This window comes from Vibrio sp. ER1A, assembly GCF_000733315.1.
GTDB lineage: Bacteria > Pseudomonadota > Gammaproteobacteria > Enterobacterales > Vibrionaceae > Vibrio > Vibrio mediterranei.
This window is the reverse complement of sequence record NZ_JPJA01000086.1, coordinates 1272057-1292168: the sequence shown is the minus strand read 5'-3', so window position 1 is coordinate 1292168 and position 20112 is coordinate 1272057. Positions and strand designations below refer to the sequence as shown.

Genomic DNA, 20112 nt, shown 5'->3' with positions numbered 1-20112 from the left:
GTAAACATAAGAATGATATATAGATACTTATTAAAACCGCAGTGTCTTTATTTGACGACTTATTAGTAACGGAAAATGCGCGCTTGATGAAGTTAAGAACGTTACATTGTTTCTAAAGTGTGACTTGATTCTCCATAATGAATAGCTTGTGTTCTGGTGTTTATGACAATTAATTGATGTTTTTTAGTTTAAATACTCTACTGTAAATATATGTTATTTATAGGGTGAATGTTTATAATTAATTATTGTGACAGCTACAATTATCTAATTATTGAATAATGCTTTCAGTAAGTGAATTTTAACTTGTTAAATTCAAGTGTTAGTTTTATCGGCAATGAAACAGGAGGTTCTACCCGATGAAAACTATAAAAACTGTATCCCTTGCCGTATCTATGGCTTTCGCCGTAAACACTCACGCTGCTGACATCGATATTTCGATTGGGCATGTTGACTCTCAAGATTGGACTATCTCTAAGAAAGGTGCTGCGACTCAGGTATTCAAGAATATCGTTGAAGCGGAATCGGGTGGTCGAATCGCTGTTAACATCTATCCATCGGGTCAGCTTGGTGGTGAGACCGAACTGCTACAGTCAGCCCAAGAGGGAATGCTGACAATGGCGATGGTTTCTGGGGCTTACTCTAAGCTTTGTAAAGAAGCCAACGTTCTAGAAATTCCTTATCTTTTCCCATCGGCACCGGTTGCCTGGGAAGTGCTGGATGGAGAATTTGGTCAGCAACTGAGCGAGCAATGCCTTAAAACAACCGGTTTACGTAACTTAGCGTATGGTGAAACGGGTTTTCGTCACTTCACAAACTCAAAGCGTGAGATCAAATCCCCAGATGATCTACAAGGTCTGAAAATTCGCGTAATGACAACACCGTTGTACGTAGAGTTACTCAAGTCGCTAAAAGCAGAACCTACGCCAATTGCATTCCCAGAAGTGCCAGCGGCTTTGACAACCGGTGTCATCGACGGTCAAGAAAACCCAGTTAGTGTTATTAGTGCGAATAAGTTCTACGAGCTGCAAAAGTACATAACACTCGATGGCCACGTCTATGGTACCGATTTCTTGCTAATGAATGAGGATTTCTATCAGAGCCTATCTGATGCTGACCGAGCCATCATTGACCGTGCGTCCAATGTCGCGGGAACCGTCGGCCGTGCGATACAGCAAGTCAACTCGGCAGAGGGGCTTGAGGTACTAGCTCAAAAAGGCATGAAGATTACGTCGCTAACACCAGAGCAGCAGAAACAGTTCCGCGATCAAACGCAACCTGCGGTCATCAAATGGCTAGAAGGTACGGTTGACTCTAAATGGATTGATGGGGCGCTTCAGGCTGTTGAGGCTGCAAGCAAGTAAATCTATTTACCGCGGCACAACGCAATGTCGTGTCGCGGCTCTCTGCTAGGGGAAGGGTAATCATGATGGAACAGTATAAAAAACTCTTAGCGTTTTGTGCAGGTTCATCACTATTCGTACTGTTTTTGGTGATGTTAATTACAACCATCAGTCGCTATTTTTTTAATACGTCGATCTTATGGGGTGAAGAACTGTGCAAATACTCGATGATTTACGGCGTAATGTTTGGAACGTCTCTGTGTTATTTAGAAGGGCTTCACATTAAGTTTGCTGTCCTTGACTCAATCAAATCAAGCTTGTTTCAAAAAGCACTAGAAGTCATCGTCGATATTTTAGTACTAGTGTGTGCGGGTGTTATGACGTATTCCGGTTACCTTTTTGTGATGAAGCGCGGCGGCATCGAGTCTCCAGGGATCGGTGTGAACATGTATTACTTTCAGTCCGCGTTAGTGGTGGGAGGCATTTGTTTGATTGTCTCAGCGCTATTACGCTTGGCAGAACATGTGAAAGTACTGCGTAATCAACAGACCTCTTCTCGTTTAACTCAAGGTGACGTATAAGGATTTACTATGCCATCAATAGCTTTAATGGGCGGTATGCTCGTATTTGGTGTTCCTCTGGTATTTGCCATCATTCTGGCAATGTCATTTTACGTAGCGAGCACTCCTATCTCAATCAGCTTGGTAGCTCAGCGTATATTTAGCGGTTTAGATTCATTTTCGATTCTTGCAGTGCCTCTGTTTGTCTTGGCAGGTGAGTTGATGAACAAAAGTGGCATTACAAATCGCATTATTGACTTCGCTAACGCGTTGTTTGGCCACCTTCGTGGCGGACTCGCTCAAGTGAATATTTGGTCCTCTGTCATGTTTGCGGGTATTTCGGGTTCTGCTGTCGCTGATACATCAGCTCTAGGGCGCGTGTTTATTCCCCAAATGGAAAAAGAGGGCTACAGCAAAGCGTTTTCTTCTGCGCTGACCGCAGCCTCATCGGTTATCGGCCCTATGATCCCACCAAGTATTCCGGTGATAATCTATGCACTGATCGCCAGTGGTGTTTCTGTCCCTGCATTATTCCTAGCGGGTATTGTACCGGGTATTTTGTCGGCCATCGCCCTGTCTACTTTCGTGTTCTTCTATGCCACTAAGCACAACATTGTTGGTACGGCCCAAAGAACCAGTCGTCGTAAAGCATTGGTCAAAGCATTTGTTCCTTTGAGTATGCCAGTCTTTATTCTTGGCTCTATTTTGTTGGGAGTGGTTACCCCAACGGAAGCCGCAGCTTTTGCCGCTTTCTATGCGTTATCTGTGGGTATGTTCTTATACAAATCGATCACGATTAAAGACTTACCAGAAGTATTTATGCGATCGATGCGTGACTCTTCCATTGTGTTGATTTTGATCGCTGTTGTGTCTGTCGCGAACTGGCTACTAACATTCTCTCGGGTTCCTCAGTTTATTAGCCAACAGGTGTTGAGTACGATTTCTGACCCAATCATGTTCCTCATCATGGTTAATGTCATCCTATTGGTTGTCGGATTATTTTTGGAAGGCATTGCTGCAATGCTGATTCTTATTCCAATCTTCCACCCGATAGCAATGAGCTTCGGTATCGACCCGGTCCATTTTGGCATTGTGGTGATTTTTAATCTGATGATTGGTTTGATAACGCCGCCAATGGGTATCTGTTTGTTCGTGTCGAATACGATTTCTAAGGTGGGAATAGCCGCTATATCTAAGCAGGTAATGCCGTTATTTTTGCTTGAGGTGTTGGTGTTGTTCTTTATTACCTTCGTGCCTCAGAGCGTCCTCTTCTTACCACAATTGCTCGGGTATTAGACGCCAATAATGTTTGTTCTAGAAGTATTACTGCCACTCATATTTATTGTAGTGGCAGGGTTTCTCTCAATCAAAAAACGGCTTTTTAGCCAGCAGTTTATCGCAGAAACCAGCAAGTTCGTGCTCTATGTCTCACTGCCAGCGGTCATAATCAGCAGTTTAACAAGCATAGAACTCACTCAAGTCATCGACCTCAACTTTATGTTGATTTATGCCATTGCTGGTTTGGTGTCGATGACAGCTTCGATACTGATAAGCCGTTATATGTTCAAGTTTAACTGGACTGAGAGTTACATCAACGGGCTAGGAAGCGGGATGCCTAACAGTGCATTTGTGGGTTTGCCCATTGTTCTTTCGCTCTATAACGGTCAGTACGTTGAAGCGTTTTTAATGTGCGTGCTGGTGGAGAACTTAGTCTTCATTCCCATCAGTCTAGTGCTATTGGAGTTTGCTCAGGGCAAAAACGCAAGTTGGAAAACTCAGGTCATGGGCGTGCTGGATCGCGTGTCTAAAAACCCCATTATCTTGGCGATCCTGTTTGCATTGATGGTCAATATCACCGGTGTCACGTTGCCCGATTTTTTTGCTGATAGCGTATCCATTTTTGCAAAAACATCGGTGGCATTGGCGCTGTTTGCCATAGGCGGGGCATTGGGGCAGTCACTGCAGTTTGAGCAATATAAACGTATCGCATTTGTATCGTCTATGAAGTTGGTTTTCTTTCCCTTGGTGGTGTTGATGTTGTTATCGCAACTGCCGATTGAGGGGGACATGCAATACGTATTACTGATTTTTGCAGCCGCACCAATGCTATCTATCTATCCGATTCTTGGTGGCTGTTATCAGCAGCAGCGCTTTTGCCTGAATACGTTGATCGTCACCACAATTGCATCGGGCTTTTCGCTGTCAGTCGTTATCTCACTTACCACATCATAACTATAAACACGCGCCAGAGCGCGTAACGTAAATAAAAGGTCAAAACATGAAACAAGTTAAAATAGCTGTTGCTGGAGCCGGTTTGATCGGAAAAACTCACATCAAACTTGTGTCGGAAAATAATCAATCGACGTTGTCGGCCATTGTTGACCCGTTTCCCAATGCCCAAGCGATCGCGGATGAATATGGCGTGAAAGTCTACTCGAGCTTGGAGGAATTGTTTGCGCAAGACAAACCCGACGGCGTCATTCTTGCCACTCCAAATAGACTACACGCGATTCAAGCCCATGAATGTATCCAAGCTGGAGTGCCTGCTATTGTCGAGAAGCCGGTGACCGATTCCATTGATGATGCGATTGAGCTGTTTAAACATGCTAAGCGTGAAGAGGCCAAAATGCTAGTTGGCCACCACCGTGCATACAGTCCTCTACTTGAGAAAGCCAAATCTATTATCGACAGTGGTGAGCTGGGTAAAACCGTGTCGATCATGGGCAGCGCGATGTTTTACAAGCCTGATTATTACTACGATGAAGGCCCATGGCGCAAAGTAAAAGGCGGCGGCCCAATTCTTATTAATATGATCCATGAAATTGGTAATCTCCGTCACTTAGTGGGTGACATTGTGGGCGTTCAAGCGCTCAACTCCAATGCAACGCGTGAATTTGAAGTCGAAGATACTACGGCTATCTCGCTTCGATTTGCGAACGGCACACTCGGCTCGTTTTTACTGTCGGACTCTTCAGCAAGCCCGCGAAGCTGGGAGCAAACATCACAAGAGAATAAGTCCTACGCGACATACGAGACCGAAGATTGCTACCACGTAGCGGGCACCAAAGGTTCGTTGTCCATCCCGACCATGCAAATTAAGTCATTCCAAAATGAAGTTACGCCGTCATGGTGGAATGCAATGGAGGAGCGTCAGGAAGAAGTAACAAGAGAAGATCCACTAAAACGTCAGTTGGAACACTTTTGTGCGTTGATCCGTGGCGATGAAAATAGCCCACGCGTGAGTGTTTATGATGGCCTGCAAAACCTATTGGTTGTCGACGCCATTATTAAGGCGACAGAAACAGAAGCGTATGTGTCTGTTCAAGATGTATCTGTATTAATCGATAAATAGGAGCTCAGAATGAAATACTCAATCGCAACGGTTTGTTTATCCGGTACCCTTGAGCAGAAGATGCACGCAGCGGCAAAAGCAGGTTTCCATGCTATCGAGATTTTTGAAAATGATCTGACTCAATATCGTGGTTCTGCCTCCGATGTAAAGCGTATTGCCGACAGTATGGGCTTGGACATTCTCGTCCTTCAGCCTTTCCGTGATATGGAAGGGATGCCAGATGGTTTGCGCCAGAAGAAATACAAAATGATGGAGCGCAAAATGGATCTCGCACACCAGCTTGGCACCAAACGCCTTATGATGTGCAGTAACGTGCACCCGCGTTCCACAAATAACTTAGACCGCTGCGCGGAAGATCTTTACGTGTTGGCCGAACTGGCTAAGCGTGAAGACTTGGAGCTTGGTTATGAGGCGCTGGCATGGGGACGTCATATTGCTGACTACGATGACGCATGGAATTTGGTGAACATGGTGAACCACCCCAATCTTGGTGTCGTGCTTGATACCTTCCATATGTTCGCACGCGGCAACACGTTAGACACATTACGTAATGATATTCCGGTAGAAAAGATTGCTCTGGTTCAAGTCGCCGATGCGCCAAAAATGCAAATGGATATTTTGCAATACAGCCGACATTACCGATGCTTCCCAGGACAAGGAGACTTCCCGGTCATAGACTTTGTGAAGACGCTGAAGGACAAAGGGTATGACGACTACCTCTCACACGAAGTGTTTAATGATGAGTTTCGAGCCTCTTCCCCTAAAGAGAAGGCCGTTGATGGCGTTCGTTCTCTGAAATGGCTAGAAGACCAAACAGACAACTTATTTGAAATGCCGAGTGTGTCTGACCTAAGTTTCATTGAGTTTGCTGTCAAAGATCGAGAGGATAACCCGTTTACTGATGTAATTGAGTCGCTTGGTTTCCAAAAAACGCACAACCATAAAAGCAAAAATGTCGACCTTTATCAGATAGGGGACATCAATCTGATCTTCAATTACGAGAAGAACAGTAATGCGCAAAGCTACCTTGAGGGGCATGGTGAGTCGGTATGTGCCTTGGGCGTCTTGACCAAAGATTCAGACCGATTGGTGGAGTTGGCAAAACGCTATAATAGCCCAGCGATATTCCAGGCGCGCCAGGAAAATGAATTAGACATTCCAACGTTAAAAAGCTCAAGTCATCTTATGATTCATTTACTGGATGAAAATCATGCTGAGAAATTCTACGACGTCGATTTTGTCCCTGTAGAGCCATCGCAGGCCGTCAATGACAACTTATTACGCATCGACCACATTGGTCAGGTCGTGTCTCCGGATACGTTATTGTCGAACCTATTTTTCTACAAATCTATCTTTGGCTTTGTTCCTGAAGAGAGCTTTGATCTACCCGATATTAACGGGTTGATTACTAGCCGAACCATCAAAAGCCCGAACGAGAAGATTAAGATTGCATTAAACACAACCAATGCTAAGCGTACTTCTGCGCAGAGGTTTCTTAATGATTCTAATGGTGCGAGTATCAACCAAGTTGCTTTGGAGTGTAAAGACATATTCAAAGCAGTAGAGAACCTTTCGCCTATCTATCAGCTGAAGATCCCCACCAACTATTATCTCGACATACAAGCACAATATGATCTCGATGATGAATTGATTGAAAAGCTGAAGCACAACAACATTCTGTACACCGAAGATGAAACGGGCAGTCTTTTCCATTTCTATACAAAAGAAGTGAATGGTCTGTTCTTCGAAGTGCTACAGAGAGTCGATGAGTATAAAAAGTATGGTGAAACCAATGCGTTCATTCGCTTAGCGTCTCAGTCGTACAGCGATTAATACTTGAGTGACAGTAGAAGAGTGAGGGTTGATTGGTGCTTTTAATCGGGTGCTGATCAACTTTTACTTATTGACACTGAGGGTGATTACACTAGTCAGCTTTAAAGCTGAACTAGCTCAACATTCTTTCCCCGCAGCGTGAGACTGAGTCACCACCTAGGTCTGGTAAGTTTATTGATCTTGAAGTTGTTACTTACCTTTACCATGCCCTTAAAATTTACATGTTATAACGTTTAATTTGATTTAAGTTAATGACTCACAGCACTCATTAGCTATGAGTCAAAACAAGCAAAAAGTTAGATGATTGGCTCTGAGGCCGGATGTCACGGGTTTTCTAAGATTTTAAATCTAACTTTTAGTTACATGTGTTTTTTTTCAATTAAGCAGTAGCGGCGACGCGTAATGGCTTGTCATTTATCGGCAAGTGAATCAGTGCTGCAACAAAGGCTAGGACTACTGTCGACCACCAAATCGGTTCGTAGGAACCATAGTAGTCGTAAATCCGACCACCAGCCCACGCCCCTAAAAAGCTTCCCACTTGGTGCGTGAAGAACACCAAACCGTAAAGAGTAGAAAGATAGCGAGCACCAAAAATCTGACGAACTAAACCCGAAGTAAGTGGTACTGTGCCAAGCCAGCAGAAGCCAATCGCACCACCAAACCACGCCGCTGTGTACTCTGTTACGGGAAGTGAAACGAAAGCAGCAATTACTACTGTTCTGAATAAATACAGCATCGACATGACATGGCGCTTACTGTATTTGTCACCCATTAGCCCCCAAAAATACGAACCAAAGATATTGAAAATACCGACGTAGGCAAGCGCAAGGGCTGCGCTGTTTGCTGGCAGGTTCTTGTCGGCAAGATAACTTGGCAAGTGCGTAGCAATAAACATCACATGAAAGCCACAAACAAAGAAGCCAGCATGAATTAACCAATAACCTTTGTGATGAAATGCTTCTTTTAGTGCTTGTTTTAGCGTTAGCTCGTTGTCTTCAATCGGTGTTTTACCTGCGTTATTTTGACGTGAGGATTTCATAAATAGTGAAAACGCAACCATCAGAGTGCACAAGGCAGCAAAACCTTGTAATGCACCTTGCCAACCCATGTCATCCAACATTAATTGAGCACCTGGGATCATGGCAAACATACCGAATGATCCGGCCGCTGTGGTTAAGCCAAATGCTTTTGCGGCGTGTTCCGCCGGTACGACTTTCGCGACTGCTCCTAGAATGATGACGTAGCTTGTCGCGCTCAAACCTAGACCAACAAGCGCACCTAGTGATAGATAAAGAACACTGGTTTCATTCGTTATTGAGGTCAGATAGAGACCTAATGCATAGGCGATAGCACCGATTAAAATAATGCGTTTTGAACCCCATTTATCTGCAGCCATCCCGACAAAGGGTTGGAAAAGGCCAAACAAAAGGTTTTGCAATGCGATCGCAAAACTAAAGAACTCTCGCCCTGTTTCGAAGTGCTCGGAAATAGGCATCATGAAAATACCGAATGATTGTCGTATACCCAAGCTGACAATCAAGATGCCGATACCCAACCAAACTAATGGGGGAAAACGAAAAATACTCATTAATAATTACGCTCTAATGATGGTGATGAGAATGATCCATAGGATCGGTTGGATTCTGTTGGTGGCACCCAGTATGCACTGCCTGTTTTGCAATAAGGTCCAGCAATACAGGAGAGTGGTGCACTGCGGTTAGGGTGATAACCAACAGCAACAACATTCTCACGAGTTGAGCAAAAATGGATTGTGAAAACATGACGCTCAATAGTGGTTTAAAAAGAGCGCGAAGTGTAATGATCTGGTTTGAATGACTCAAATGACATTTTGTGAATTAATCTATGCATAGCATGCATGTATTCGAAGTCTGTCACGGAGAGTGACAATCTCAAGATGCACCGTGAGTTGAGTTAGGTATATAATCTCGCGGTAAATAGAATGGAAAACAAAAAATGAAGTACGATTGGATCTTGTTTGACGCCGACGAAACCTTGTTCCACTTTGATTCTTTTGGTGGTATGAAACTAATGTTTGAACGTTTTGGCGTAAACTTCTCTCGTGATGATTACGAAGAGTATCAGTTGGTTAATAAACCATTATGGGTTGATTACCAAGACGGAAAAATCACCGCAGAACAACTCAAACATATTCGCTTTGAAGGTTGGGCGACTAAGCTTGGTATCACTCCGCTAGAAATGAACAGTGCATTTTTAGAAGCTATGGCTGATATTTGTACCTTGCTGCCGGGTGCGAAGGAGCTACTCGATGCATTAAATGGTCAAGCCAAACTTGGCATCATTACCAACGGTTTTACGGAACTACAAGCGATTCGTCTTGAGCGTACTGGATTAAGTGACTACTTCGAGCATGTGGTTATCTCGGAAGAAGTAGGTGTGGCGAAGCCTGACTACGGTATCTTTCAGCACGCTCACCAATTAATGGGCCTCCCGAGTAAATCAAAGATACTGATGGTTGGTGATAACCCTGATTCCGATGTACTCGGTGGGCTTAACTTTGGTATCGAAACCTGTTGGTTAAATACACAAGGTTATCCGCGACCAGAAGGTATTGCACCTCATTACGAAGTAACGTCTCTTGCTGAGTTAAAAACCACCTTGTTTGCCTAAACTCCATTCGCCTTCGTCAATTGCGAAGGCGATTTAATCCCACTCAATATTTGAATATCCGCTTTACCCTTCCTATGTTTTAGAGACAACTAAAGTTTGCCCCATTTATTGCGCCACACCGTACAAGTAGGCGTAGGAGTTACTAGAGCAACGTTTCTTGGCACCCTAGAGTGCCATTCAACACTAACAACGTACTGAATCGGCTAGATTTTATACAGACGAATAAAGTTGAAGTAACGCAGTAGCTTTATCACACAGGCCACATAAGGAATTGTGTCATGGGTAAATATGTCTCTTCCATACCCTTACTTTGTTTTCTCGGAGCACTCAGTGCTTCTTATTTCACTCATGCAGATGAACGCTTCAAAGTTGGAGAACAGAAAGCAAAAGTTTGTATGACCTGCCACGGCGCCGACGGCATATCCAGCATTGAATCCTATCCAAATCTGCGGGGTCAAAAAATGGGGTATCTCATGACCTCGCTTCGCAGTTATCAAACTAGAGAACGTTCAGGGGGACTCGCTGTCCTTATGCAGCAGCAAGCTGATGCTTTGAGCGAACAAGACATCTCCGACATTGCTTATTATTACTCTCAACTTGGCTCTGATGATGCTAAACAATAAGGAGAGCTTTTATGGATACGACATCTCCTAACTACAGCACTAAAGTTGTTCGATACTTCATCATCGCCTCGTTGATTTGGGCTGTGGCGGGCATGACAATTGGCGTTATCTTGGCAGCTCAGCTCTATTGGCCTGCGCTCAACCTTGATTCCGAGTATTTCCAGTTTGGACGACTTAGACCGCTTCATACTTCAGGCGTTATCTACGGCTTCGTGGTCAATATCTTAATGGGGACCTCGCTCTACATTGTTCAACGAACTGGGCAGTGTGAGATTTTCAACAAGAGCCTTGCCTGGATGGTCTTTTGGGGTTGGCAATTAGTGCTGTTGCTTGCACTGATTTCATTGCCTCTTGGCTATACAACTTCAAAAGAATATGCGGAGCTCGAGTGGCCGATTGATATTCTCATTGTCTTAGTTTGGGTGCTTTATGCTGTGCTCTTTTTTGGAACCATAGCGAAAAGGAAAGTTTCTCATATCTTCGTTGCTAACTGGTTCTTTGCAGCATTCATTATTGTTATTGCGATGATATTTATCGTCAATAACCTCGCGATGCCCGCCTCATTAATGAAATCCTATTCTGTCTTCGCAGGTGCGCAGGATGCCATCGTACAGTGGTGGTGGGGACATAATGCCGTTGGTTTCTTGCTCACTGCCGGCATCATTGGCATGAACTACTATTTCATCCCAAAAGTGTCTGAACGTCCGATTTACTCTTATCGTTTGTCCATAATTCATTTCTGGGGCTTGGTCGGATTTTATACTTGGGCGGGTACTCACCACTTGGTCTACTCTTCTGTACCTGTGTGGGTTCAGAACATCGGTATAGTGATGTCCTTGATCCTCTGGTTACCTTCTTGGGGGGGCGCATTTAACAGTGCCATGACCTTGCTTCAGAACAAACAAAAGCTCAAATCTGACTACATCATGCTGTTCTTCTTCTCAGCCATTCTTTACTACTGCTTGGCGACATTTGAGGGGCCTTTACTCGCGATTCGTTGGTTCAACATGGTTGCACACAACACTGAGTGGATTATAGGGCATGTTCACTCAGCGGCTCTTGGATGGGTTGGAATGTCGGGTATAGCGGTATTCTATTATTTCATTCCTCGACTATGGGGGAAAACAGAATTGTGGTCGCCGCGTCTCATAAAGTGGCACTTCTGGCTTGCTCATGCTGGTGTCGCTATCTATGCCATTTCGCTTTGGGTAGCAGGTATAGGTGAGGGTTATATGTGGTTAGCACAAAGCGATAATGGTGAATTGGTATACAGCTTTGTGGAAGCGATGAACTTTAAAGCACCTTGGTTATTCCTTCGATTCTTTGGCGGTGCGCTGTTTGTGCTTGGTTTGCTGCTCATGGCTGTAAACATATACAAGACCGTCAAAATGCCAACGTCGTTAATCGCAAAGGAGGCTTAACATGAGTGCAGATTTTACCAAGTCAGTCTTCATATTAATTGTCTCTACCATAGTGGTCGCGTCGTTCTCTATTTTAGTATGGGTACTTCCAAACTTACTGCGAACACCGGAGCTTGTTGCGAACAGCACTGCCAAACCGCTTACGGCGATCCAAGTGGCTGGTCGTGATATCTATATCAGCGAAGGATGCCATGTCTGTCACACTCAAATGGTGAGGCCGCTTGAGCCCGAAATGAAGCGAAACGGCAGGGCTAACCAAGAGCCAGATGACATCTATGAGTTTCCCAACTTATGGGGCTCGAAGCGCACGGGACCCGATTTGACTAATCTCGGGCGAAAATACTCTGACCAGTGGCACCTAATACATCTAATAGACCCTCGCAGAGTTGTGCCTACTTCCATTATGCCTGCTTACCCTTGGTTGTTCGAACAGGTTCTGACGGGAGATGACATCACAGAGAAAATGGAAACCCTTAGGTTCTTAGGTGTTCCTTATACTGATGATGAAATTGCCAATGCTCGACTGCAAGTGAGAGGAAAAACAAAAGGTGAAGCACTGATTCACTACCTTCAAAGTTTGGGTGTAGATACTGCAGAGGAGGATGGACAATGAGTCATTTTTGGAGCCTTTGGGCTGCTGTCGGCACTGTTGTATTTTTCATCCTAATGGTGCTGGTGGTCGTTAAGTACTGGCGCAACAATCACAAAGCTGACAAAGACAGAGTGTTAGATACCTTTGATGGCATTGATGAGAACGATGCGCCGCCACCAAAATTGTTGTTTGTTTCGTATTTTGTTGCATTTGCCATTTCTGTTGGTTACCTGATCTTGTATCCCGGAGTCGGCAGTTGGAGAGGGCTGATGGATTACGACCAAGCTAACGATAAACTGAGTCGTCCAAATACCACACTAGCGCAGCAGTTTTCCGGACTTACTGATGACTCGTTATTGGCCTTAGCGAATGAGCCAAATATAGTGAAATCTGGACGTATGCTGTTTCAGACTCATTGTGCTGCGTGTCATCGTGACAATGCGCAAGGTGCGAAACACTTTCCAAATCTTATCGATAATGAGTGGCTGTATGGTGGATCGGATGCTGCAATTATCCACTCTATAGAGTTAGGTCGAAATGGAGCAATGCCAGGGTGGATTGATGTATTGCGACCGGATGAAATCTCCAAAATATCGTATTACTTAGCTTCACTAAATCAACGTCATACCGACGTGCCTGAAATCAAAGTCCAATTAGGGAAAGAGCTGTTTATACAACATTGTGCTTCGTGTCATGGGGATGGCAGTGGTCCCAATATAGAACAAGGCGTGCCTGATCTCGCTGACAATATCTGGTTACATGGTGGCAGCATTGAGGAAATCCAGCACACCATTCGTGCAGGCCTAAACAATGTTATGCCAGCCTTTGGACAGCAGCTTTCTCAGAATGAAATTCTGGCTATTGGTGCATACATAACCAAAGCGCGGTTGGACAACAACTCCCGACTTGCCAAGCTTGATGCGCCGTCAGTGGAGCGTGGGGAGTACCTCGCGCATGCAGGTGATTGCGTCGCCTGCCATAGTGCTGAAGGAGGAGAACCGTTTGCTGGTGGTCTGCCATTCGTTACACCTTTCGGCACCATTTATTCGACCAACATAACACCCCACGTTTCAGAAGGCATAGGTAGTTACGACTACGAAGACTTCCGTGCAGCGTTGGTCGATGGCAAAGGCCAACATGGCTACTTGTATCCCGCGATGCCATTTACCTCCTACCAGTACGTTAATGAGCAGGATATGCGCGATCTGTGGGAATACATGCAGTCCATTGTGTCGGTTGCTCGCAAAAACGATCCCAATAAGATGATGTTTCCTTCAAATATCCGACTTGGTTTACTTGGTTGGGACATTGTATTTGCGGATAGAACGCCAATTGATTACCAAGTACCTGATGAGCTTAAAGATAAAGTAGATGATGTAGATAAATGGCAGCTTGGCAAATATTGGGTAGCGGGATTAGGGCATTGCTCCGAATGTCATACACCAAGGAACATCGCTCAAGCGCTTGAAAACGACAGGATCTTCCAGGGCAATTTAATCGATGGCTGGAATGCTCCAAATATTACTGCTACTGAGCTATACGTTGACGGTTGGGATATTCAAAGTCTGACAGACTTCCTTCATACCGGTCACTCCTCAAAAGGGACGGCATTTGCAGGTATGGCAGATGTGATCAAAAACAGTCTGAGCCTTATGACTCGCGAAGACATTGAGTCCATGTCTTACTATCTGTTGAGCGGAGACACTAATAATTTCATTGATGAAAATGCGGTGCAGTTACAACCAACGGGCTTTGATGAGGCGGCCTACGCTGCGGACATCTATACCACTTACAACCAAACATGTGGAGCATGTCATGGGGAAGATGGTAAGGGGCGTGATCCTATCGCTCCAACACTACTTAACAATGGCATCATTATGCACAGTGATCCATTCAACACGATTGCAGTAACGATTCGCGGACTTCAGCCAACGTACATTGATAAGGACAGAAACTTTATGCCTATGGCAAGTTTCGAGGACGTATTGTCGGATACACGACTAGCAGAATTGATCACCTTCGTAAGGTTATATTTAGGTGCTAGAGAAGACGTTGTTACTGCAAATGATGTGAAAGAAGTGCGCGAAATGCTGGAAAAAGCCGGATACTCGGGTGGTCTTCACGTTACTCCTGATATGTATGATGAGCGCGACGGCAGGATCAATGTAAACTAACGTGTGCATCTGGATTGATAAACCGTGTGCACATTTCGGTTAATTAGACAGCGGATTGCTATAAAACTCGTTCAGTATTTAGTACGATGTGTTGAAACGTCATCTGGGTGGCGACTTCATTACGTTTGGTTCGAGTTATATCATCATGTCTTCAAAACAAATCCCAACCCTGCAACAATTTATCGATGCTTTAGACGATCATGTTTGGGTGAAAGATGCGGATAGGAAGTACATCGCTGTCAATAAGAGCGTAGAATCCGCGTGGAATATGCCACGCTCGGACATTTTCGGTAAGACTGATTTTGATCTTTTCGCGAAAAGCCGCTCAGAGCATTACCAAAAAGCCGACGACAGGGTCATAGACTCTGGCGTCCAAGAGACGGTGGAAGAGTGCGCCAGTCGGGACGCATATGGGCATGATGTCTGGCTAGAAACCATCAAGTCACCAATTCAGCAACCAGATGGCGAGCTCATTGGTGTTATTGGCATGACGAGAAACGTCACCCGCCGGAAACAAGTCGAAGTCAGACTGTCGATCACATCTGAAATATTCAATAACTTTCAAGAAGGTATGATGATTACCGACCAAAATGGCAAGATTTTGGACGTAAACAGCGCTTTCTCAGAAGTTACGGGTTATCAAGCTATTGAAGTGATCGGTAAAAACCCCAGATTCCTACAGTCGGGCCATCACGACGCTCAATTCTACCAAAACCTCTGGCAACAACTCTCAGAAACGGGTCTTTGGAAAGGCGAGTTTATTAACCGCAAAAAAGACGGCAGCATTTATCCTCAAATGGCGACGATCAGCACTATCAATGACGATGGCAATTCGCTTTTGCATTACATTTGTGTATTTGAGGACATCTCGAAGCAAAAAGCGCATGAAGAGAAACTGCGCAAAATGGCATTCTTCGACCCTCTTACCAATTTACCGAATCGTTCTCATCTAACAAGTATATTAGAGCAGAGCATTGAAGGTGGTCAGCGCCATAGCGAGCAATTTGCAACACTGTTTTTAGACTTGGACCACTTTAAGCACATTAACGATAGTAAGGGGCACTTATATGGCGATAGATTATTGTCGCAAGTAGCAGATAGATTGGCGGATGTTCTTCATCACAGAGCTAGCATCGGACGTATTGGCGGTGATGAGTTTGTGATTATTCTGACTGATTATGACAGCGAAGCGCAGTTGCTGGACACAATCGATGAAACTCTTGGTGTGTTTAATCGCCCTTTTGAGTTAGATTCGCAAGAGTCGCTACGAGTGTCCGGGAGCATTGGTGTGGCATTGTACCCGCAAGATGGTCACAACAGCGAAACCTTACTCAAAAACGCGGACACTGCCATGTATTTAGCGAAGAAAAACGGTCGCAATGGCTACGCGTTTTATTCTCCAGACTTAACTTACAGCTCGGTTCTTCATGTACGTGTGCAGTCTGCGCTGCATGATGCAGTTGAGAAGCAACAATTGTCTCTTGTTTATCAACCTCAATATGATCTAACCAATAACACACTGATAGGCGTAGAGGCTCTGTTGCGTTGGAATCATCCTGAATTGGGAGTGATTGCACCTGCTCAATTTATCCCCATTGCGGAGAAAACGGGGCTAATACAGCGAATTGGTGCCTGGGTAATTCGTGAAGCGTGTGAACAAGGACGTCGTTGGCTCGATCAGGGTATCGAGTTCGGCAAAATTGCGGTTAATGTCTCTGGGTTACAGCTACAACATCCTAACTTTGTCACCAAGCTCAAACAAAAGCTGTTAGACACCAACTTTCCAGCTGAACGATTAGAGATTGAAATCACCGAAAGTTTTTTACTTATTGATCATCAACTTGCGGTTGATACTCTGAATCAAATCAGAGAATTGGGGATTGAGATTTCGCTTGATGATTTTGGGACCGGGTATTCGTCGTTGTCGTATTTAAAAGGATTACCGATCAGCAAACTAAAGATCGATCGTTCGTTTATTTGCGATGTTCCTGATGAAAATGACAGTAACGCTATCGTGCAGGCGATCATTGTCATGGGAGAAACGCTTTCTCTAAAGATCGTGGCAGAAGGTGTTGAGAATGGAGACCAAGTTGAATACTTGCGCTCTCATGGTTGTGAATATGGTCAGGGCTACGTGTTTAGTAAACCAGTAACCGCTGACCAATTAGCTACGCTGTTTGTTTGATTTAGCTTTCAGCTTCGGTAAGCTCTGCTTCGTTTTGAGGCTGGTGTTTATCAGCAGCGGCTAGCATCTTACGAATAGCAATGGATGCAGTGAATGCTACTGCAACCATCACTACCGCGAGTACAGTAAGTAGTGAGAAGTAGTCGCCATATACTGTCTTAACAAACTCTTGAGTAATTTCTTGGCCTTTTTCCGCTGCGATAGAGGTTGAGAACACTGCGCCCACAATCCCAGATAGTGCAATCGCCACTGAGAATAAACTCACGGAGAAGTTCTCAATATGTTTCGGTGCTACAGACAGAATAAATGCCACAACCAGTGAACCGACAATCACTTCTGCAAAGGCTTGGAAGAAGTGGATAACTAAGAAAATTTCAGGTCGAATGATGACACTCTCGCCGATGTTTTTCACGGCTAGCGCCAAAATACCGAACGCAATGGCAGTCAGAATGAAAGAAAAACCAATTTTGGTTGCTGTGGTGAAATGGATGTTACGTTTCTCTAAGCTTGAAAAGGTTGCTGCAATCACTGGGCCTGCAACAATACACCATAATGGGTTCATTGACATTGATGCTTCTGGTGCGATTGGAATGATACCGAACAGGTCACCACGCATAGTATTGATGGTTACCATGGTCATCGATGTCATCATTTGGCCGTAGTAGACAAAGAATGCAGTAGTCAGAACCGTTACGATTAAAATGGTGCCCATACGCAGCGCGTCCGCTTTTTCTGCTTTGAACATCAGAGAAATGAAATAGCCGATTGCCGCCAAACCAATGGCATAAACAATGTTCTTGCCGATGTCCATATTAGAGAACATAAAGAACACCATTCCAACCATGGCGATAGAAGTAATACCGAATTTAATCCAGTTTGCGTTAGAGACAGATGCTTGGTCGATATCTGCGCCGACGCTCTGAAGTTGTTTACGGAACGTCATCAACGTGAATAGCGCCGCGAACGCCAAGATACCAGAAAGCATGAAACTGCCATAAAAACCAATAACGAGCACGAACATTGGGAATAGGTATTGGCCTAGCAAAGCACCGATGTTGTTTACTGAGTAGTTAACCGGGTATCCGTTTTCGAAGTCTTCTTGGCTTTTGAACGTACGCTTGTAAAGGCTAGGATAAGAAGGGGACATTAAGCCACGTCCATAACTCGCTAAAGCAATACCAGCTAGACTTAAAGGGATGTTAACAGTAGATGCACCAATGACAAGCAACACGTAACCACAGGTAAATCCGAAATAAGCAATCGTCAATGAGCGGTACGCGCCTAAGAATTTGTCGGCAATAAAGCCACCTGCGATAGCGAATAGAGGACCGATTGATGAAAACGCACCCACCACCATCATAGTGTCCGCTTCACTGTAATCGAGATTTTCTAGAAAAAACCTCGTGAGAATGACCATCACCCCATAAAATGAAAGGCCAAACATCATTTGGCAGAACATCATGGATTTGTTTAGTTTATTCCACATAATTTTATCCTTAGTATTTATTAGGAAGTGGTTTAAATATCCAGATAAATGTTAACAGACAAAATTTGTTACATGCTGATCTCTACTCCTATTGTGTGGCTTTTACACACGACATTTTCTAATCTTTCGGGTGAGAAATTGTTATCGAATACCTTGTAGGCAAAAGAAAAGGGCATACGATGATGCCCTTGATGATGCCTATAAATTGAGTCTATTTCAGATTAAGACGCTTCATTAAACGATGCAGATTTCCCGGGTTAACGCTTAACTGTTTTGCCGTAGCGCTTAGATTCTGATTATTATCCAAAAAGGCTTTTTGGACATATTGAGTTTGGAACTCATCGACAGCATCTTTGAGCGAGGCGGATGTGCTCCATGTACGTGTTGTATGGCCGGAAGAAGTGAACTGCGGCTCCGCCTCAGGCTGGTGCTGTTCTGATTGAACATCTAGTGTGATGTGTTGCGCTAATAGAGAAACATGCGACGAGGTACTTTGTGCTTTAGCAATGACAGCACCTCGGTTAATAGCATGTTCAAGTTCCTGCACATTCCCTGGCCAGTCGTACGCCTGTAATTTGGAAATTGCCCCATCGCTCAGACTGATGCTAGATACCTTTAGCTTGTGTTGGCATCGCTCGGCGAAAAAACCAGATAATAGAACGATATCCCCCTCGCGCTCTTTCAGTGGAGGGACAAAGATAGGGAAAACGCTGAGTCGATGGTAAAGGTCTGCTCGAAAGCGGCCTGCTTTCACTTCTTCGTGCATGACACGGTTAGTAGCGGCAATGATTCTGACATCTACTTTGATATTTCGATCGTCACCGACTCTTTGAATATCCCCGTATTGCAACGCTCGTAATAGCTTCGCTTGCAATCCGAGAGACAGCTCACCAATTTCATCCAAAAACAACGTTCCCTTGTTAGCCAACTCAAACTTGCCCTTGCGATTGCTGATAGCGCCGGTAAATGAGCCTTTGATGTGCCCAAATAGCTCACTTTCTGCGACGGACTCTGGCAGTGCAGCACAGTTGAGATAAACCAAAGCTTCGTCCTTGCGAGAGGATTGTGAATAGATAGACTGTGCTACCAACTCCTTACCTGTTCCTGTTTCTCCAATAATCAGCACCGACAGATCGGTATCCGCAACCGCTGAAATCTCTTGTTTTAATGCGCCCATAGGTCGTGACTGACCAATAATATCTGCTGCATCCTGACGGGCCAGTTTAGTCGAGCTGGAGGACTCTGAAATTCCTCCAGAACGCTCGAGCTTTTCTACTAACAAAGCGGTATGAAGACTGTTGGCAGCTAAGGCACTTAGTATCCGGAGATCTTTGTCTGCGGTCGTATCAAATTGAGTTGGATTGAAAGCATCAATGGTGATCGCCCCGATGAGATTATCTTGTAGTAAAAGTGGGAGACCGACACAAGAATGAACTTCTAGATTGCCTTCATGGTTTGGGATAAGTCCGTCATAGGGATCGGCGAGATCACTGTCTGCTGGGAAACGAACAATGTCTCCCGCTCTCGCAATTGCTTCAAATCGAGGATGATTGTCTATTTCAAAACGGCGGCCTAATACATCCGCGCTCAGTCCATCAGTAGCCAAGGGAACAAACGACTTGCCATCAAACTTCAGTAGTGCCGCTGCGTCACACTGAAGAACTTGGCGAATGGTGGAAAGTAAACGATCAAAGCGATCTTGTTCTGAAATACCGGATGTGATGTCTAGGGCAATCTGCAACCATGCCGAACGAAATTGGCTCATAACGAAGCTCCATTACCAGTGCTAATTTTGTCACTATAACAAATTATTTATCATAATGACTAAGTTTGAGTATTATCAAATAAACAAAATAAGATATGAAAGACGAGAGTTTAGTTATCTGATAAGCCTTAT

At 44.5% G+C, this 20112-nt stretch carries 16 protein-coding genes; 12 read left to right on the top strand and 4 right to left on the bottom strand.

The window, feature by feature from the left end; translation table 11 throughout:
* The first annotated feature begins 356 nt into the window (after nt 1–356).
* From HW45_RS12855 to HW45_RS12830, 6 genes are all read left to right on the top strand, one after another.
* A complete protein-coding gene (locus HW45_RS12855) occupies nt 357–1361 on the top strand; it encodes a TRAP transporter substrate-binding protein (protein ID WP_038227274.1) in 1005 nt (334 codons plus the stop codon).
* A gap of 62 nt (nt 1362–1423) precedes the next feature.
* The gene (locus tag HW45_RS12850) at nt 1424–1921 is read left to right on the top strand and encodes a TRAP transporter small permease (RefSeq protein ID WP_038227271.1); all 498 of its coding nucleotides are present in this window, start codon (nt 1424–1426) and stop codon (nt 1919–1921) included.
* Nucleotides 1922–1930: 9 nt separating this feature from the next.
* Entirely contained in the window at nt 1931–3196 is a 1266-nt protein-coding gene (locus HW45_RS12845) for a TRAP transporter large permease (RefSeq protein ID WP_038227270.1), read from the top strand.
* A 9-nt stretch (nt 3197–3205) separates the two neighbouring features.
* The gene (locus tag HW45_RS12840; RefSeq protein WP_038227269.1) at nt 3206–4132 is read left to right on the top strand and encodes an AEC family transporter; all 927 of its coding nucleotides are present in this window, start codon (nt 3206–3208) and stop codon (nt 4130–4132) included.
* Between the two features lie 46 nt (nt 4133–4178).
* Nucleotides 4179–5252: a Gfo/Idh/MocA family protein gene (locus tag HW45_RS12835; RefSeq protein ID WP_038227268.1), complete on the top strand. Its 1074-nt coding sequence runs from the start codon at nt 4179–4181 to the stop codon at nt 5250–5252.
* A 9-nt stretch (nt 5253–5261) separates the two neighbouring features.
* Entirely contained in the window at nt 5262–7085 is a 1824-nt protein-coding gene (locus HW45_RS12830) for a bifunctional sugar phosphate isomerase/epimerase/4-hydroxyphenylpyruvate dioxygenase family protein (protein ID WP_038227267.1), read from the top strand.
* Between the two features lie 379 nt (nt 7086–7464).
* On the opposite strand, the gene HW45_RS12825 is transcribed toward HW45_RS12830, so the two are convergent.
* Both HW45_RS12825 and HW45_RS29990 read right to left on the bottom strand, forming a co-directional pair.
* The gene (locus tag HW45_RS12825; protein ID WP_038227264.1) at nt 7465–8673 is read right to left on the bottom strand and encodes an MFS transporter; all 1209 of its coding nucleotides are present in this window, start codon (nt 8671–8673) and stop codon (nt 7465–7467) included.
* A 13-nt stretch (nt 8674–8686) separates the two neighbouring features.
* Nucleotides 8687–8866 carry a hypothetical protein gene (locus HW45_RS29990; protein ID WP_081411508.1) on the bottom strand — a complete coding sequence of 60 codons (180 nt, stop codon included), beginning with the start codon at nt 8864–8866 and terminating at the stop codon, nt 8687–8689.
* Nucleotides 8867–9059: 193 nt separating this feature from the next.
* Between HW45_RS29990 and yjjG the strand changes: the two genes are divergently transcribed.
* The 6 genes from yjjG (at nt 9060) to HW45_RS12795 (ending at nt 16729) form a co-directional block, all read left to right on the top strand.
* Nucleotides 9060–9734 carry a pyrimidine 5'-nucleotidase gene (yjjG, locus tag HW45_RS12820; protein WP_038227263.1) on the top strand — a complete coding sequence of 225 codons (675 nt, stop codon included), beginning with the start codon at nt 9060–9062 and terminating at the stop codon, nt 9732–9734.
* 278 nt (nt 9735–10012) lie between these two features.
* On the top strand, nt 10013–10357 hold the full coding sequence (locus HW45_RS12815) for a c-type cytochrome (protein ID WP_038227262.1): 345 nt from the start codon (nt 10013–10015) through the stop codon (nt 10355–10357).
* Nucleotides 10358–10368: 11 nt separating this feature from the next.
* Nucleotides 10369–11778 carry a cytochrome-c oxidase, cbb3-type subunit I gene (gene ccoN, locus HW45_RS12810; RefSeq protein WP_038227261.1) on the top strand — a complete coding sequence of 470 codons (1410 nt, stop codon included), beginning with the start codon at nt 10369–10371 and terminating at the stop codon, nt 11776–11778.
* 1 nt (nt 11779) lies between these two features.
* Complete coding sequence (locus HW45_RS12805) at nt 11780–12391, top strand: cbb3-type cytochrome c oxidase subunit II (protein ID WP_006069308.1); 612 nt, start codon at nt 11780–11782, stop codon at nt 12389–12391.
* On the top strand, nt 12388–14544 hold the full coding sequence (locus HW45_RS12800) for a cytochrome c (RefSeq protein WP_038227258.1): 2157 nt from the start codon (nt 12388–12390) through the stop codon (nt 14542–14544). Before HW45_RS12805 ends, HW45_RS12800 begins: the two co-directional genes overlap by 4 nt.
* A gap of 145 nt (nt 14545–14689) precedes the next feature.
* On the top strand, nt 14690–16729 hold the full coding sequence (locus HW45_RS12795; RefSeq protein WP_235225492.1) for a sensor domain-containing protein: 2040 nt from the start codon (nt 14690–14692) through the stop codon (nt 16727–16729).
* Nucleotide 16730: 1 nt separating this feature from the next.
* Here the strand turns inward: HW45_RS12795 and HW45_RS12790 are convergent, their stop codons facing one another.
* Complete coding sequence (locus HW45_RS12790; protein ID WP_038227256.1) at nt 16731–18215, bottom strand: peptide MFS transporter; 1485 nt, start codon at nt 18213–18215, stop codon at nt 16731–16733.
* A gap of 211 nt (nt 18216–18426) precedes the next feature.
* Nucleotides 18427–19980, bottom strand: a complete 1554-nt coding sequence (norR, locus tag HW45_RS12785; protein WP_038227255.1) for a nitric oxide reductase transcriptional regulator NorR — start codon at nt 19978–19980, stop codon at nt 18427–18429.
* Nucleotides 19981–20112: the final 132 nt, after the last annotated feature.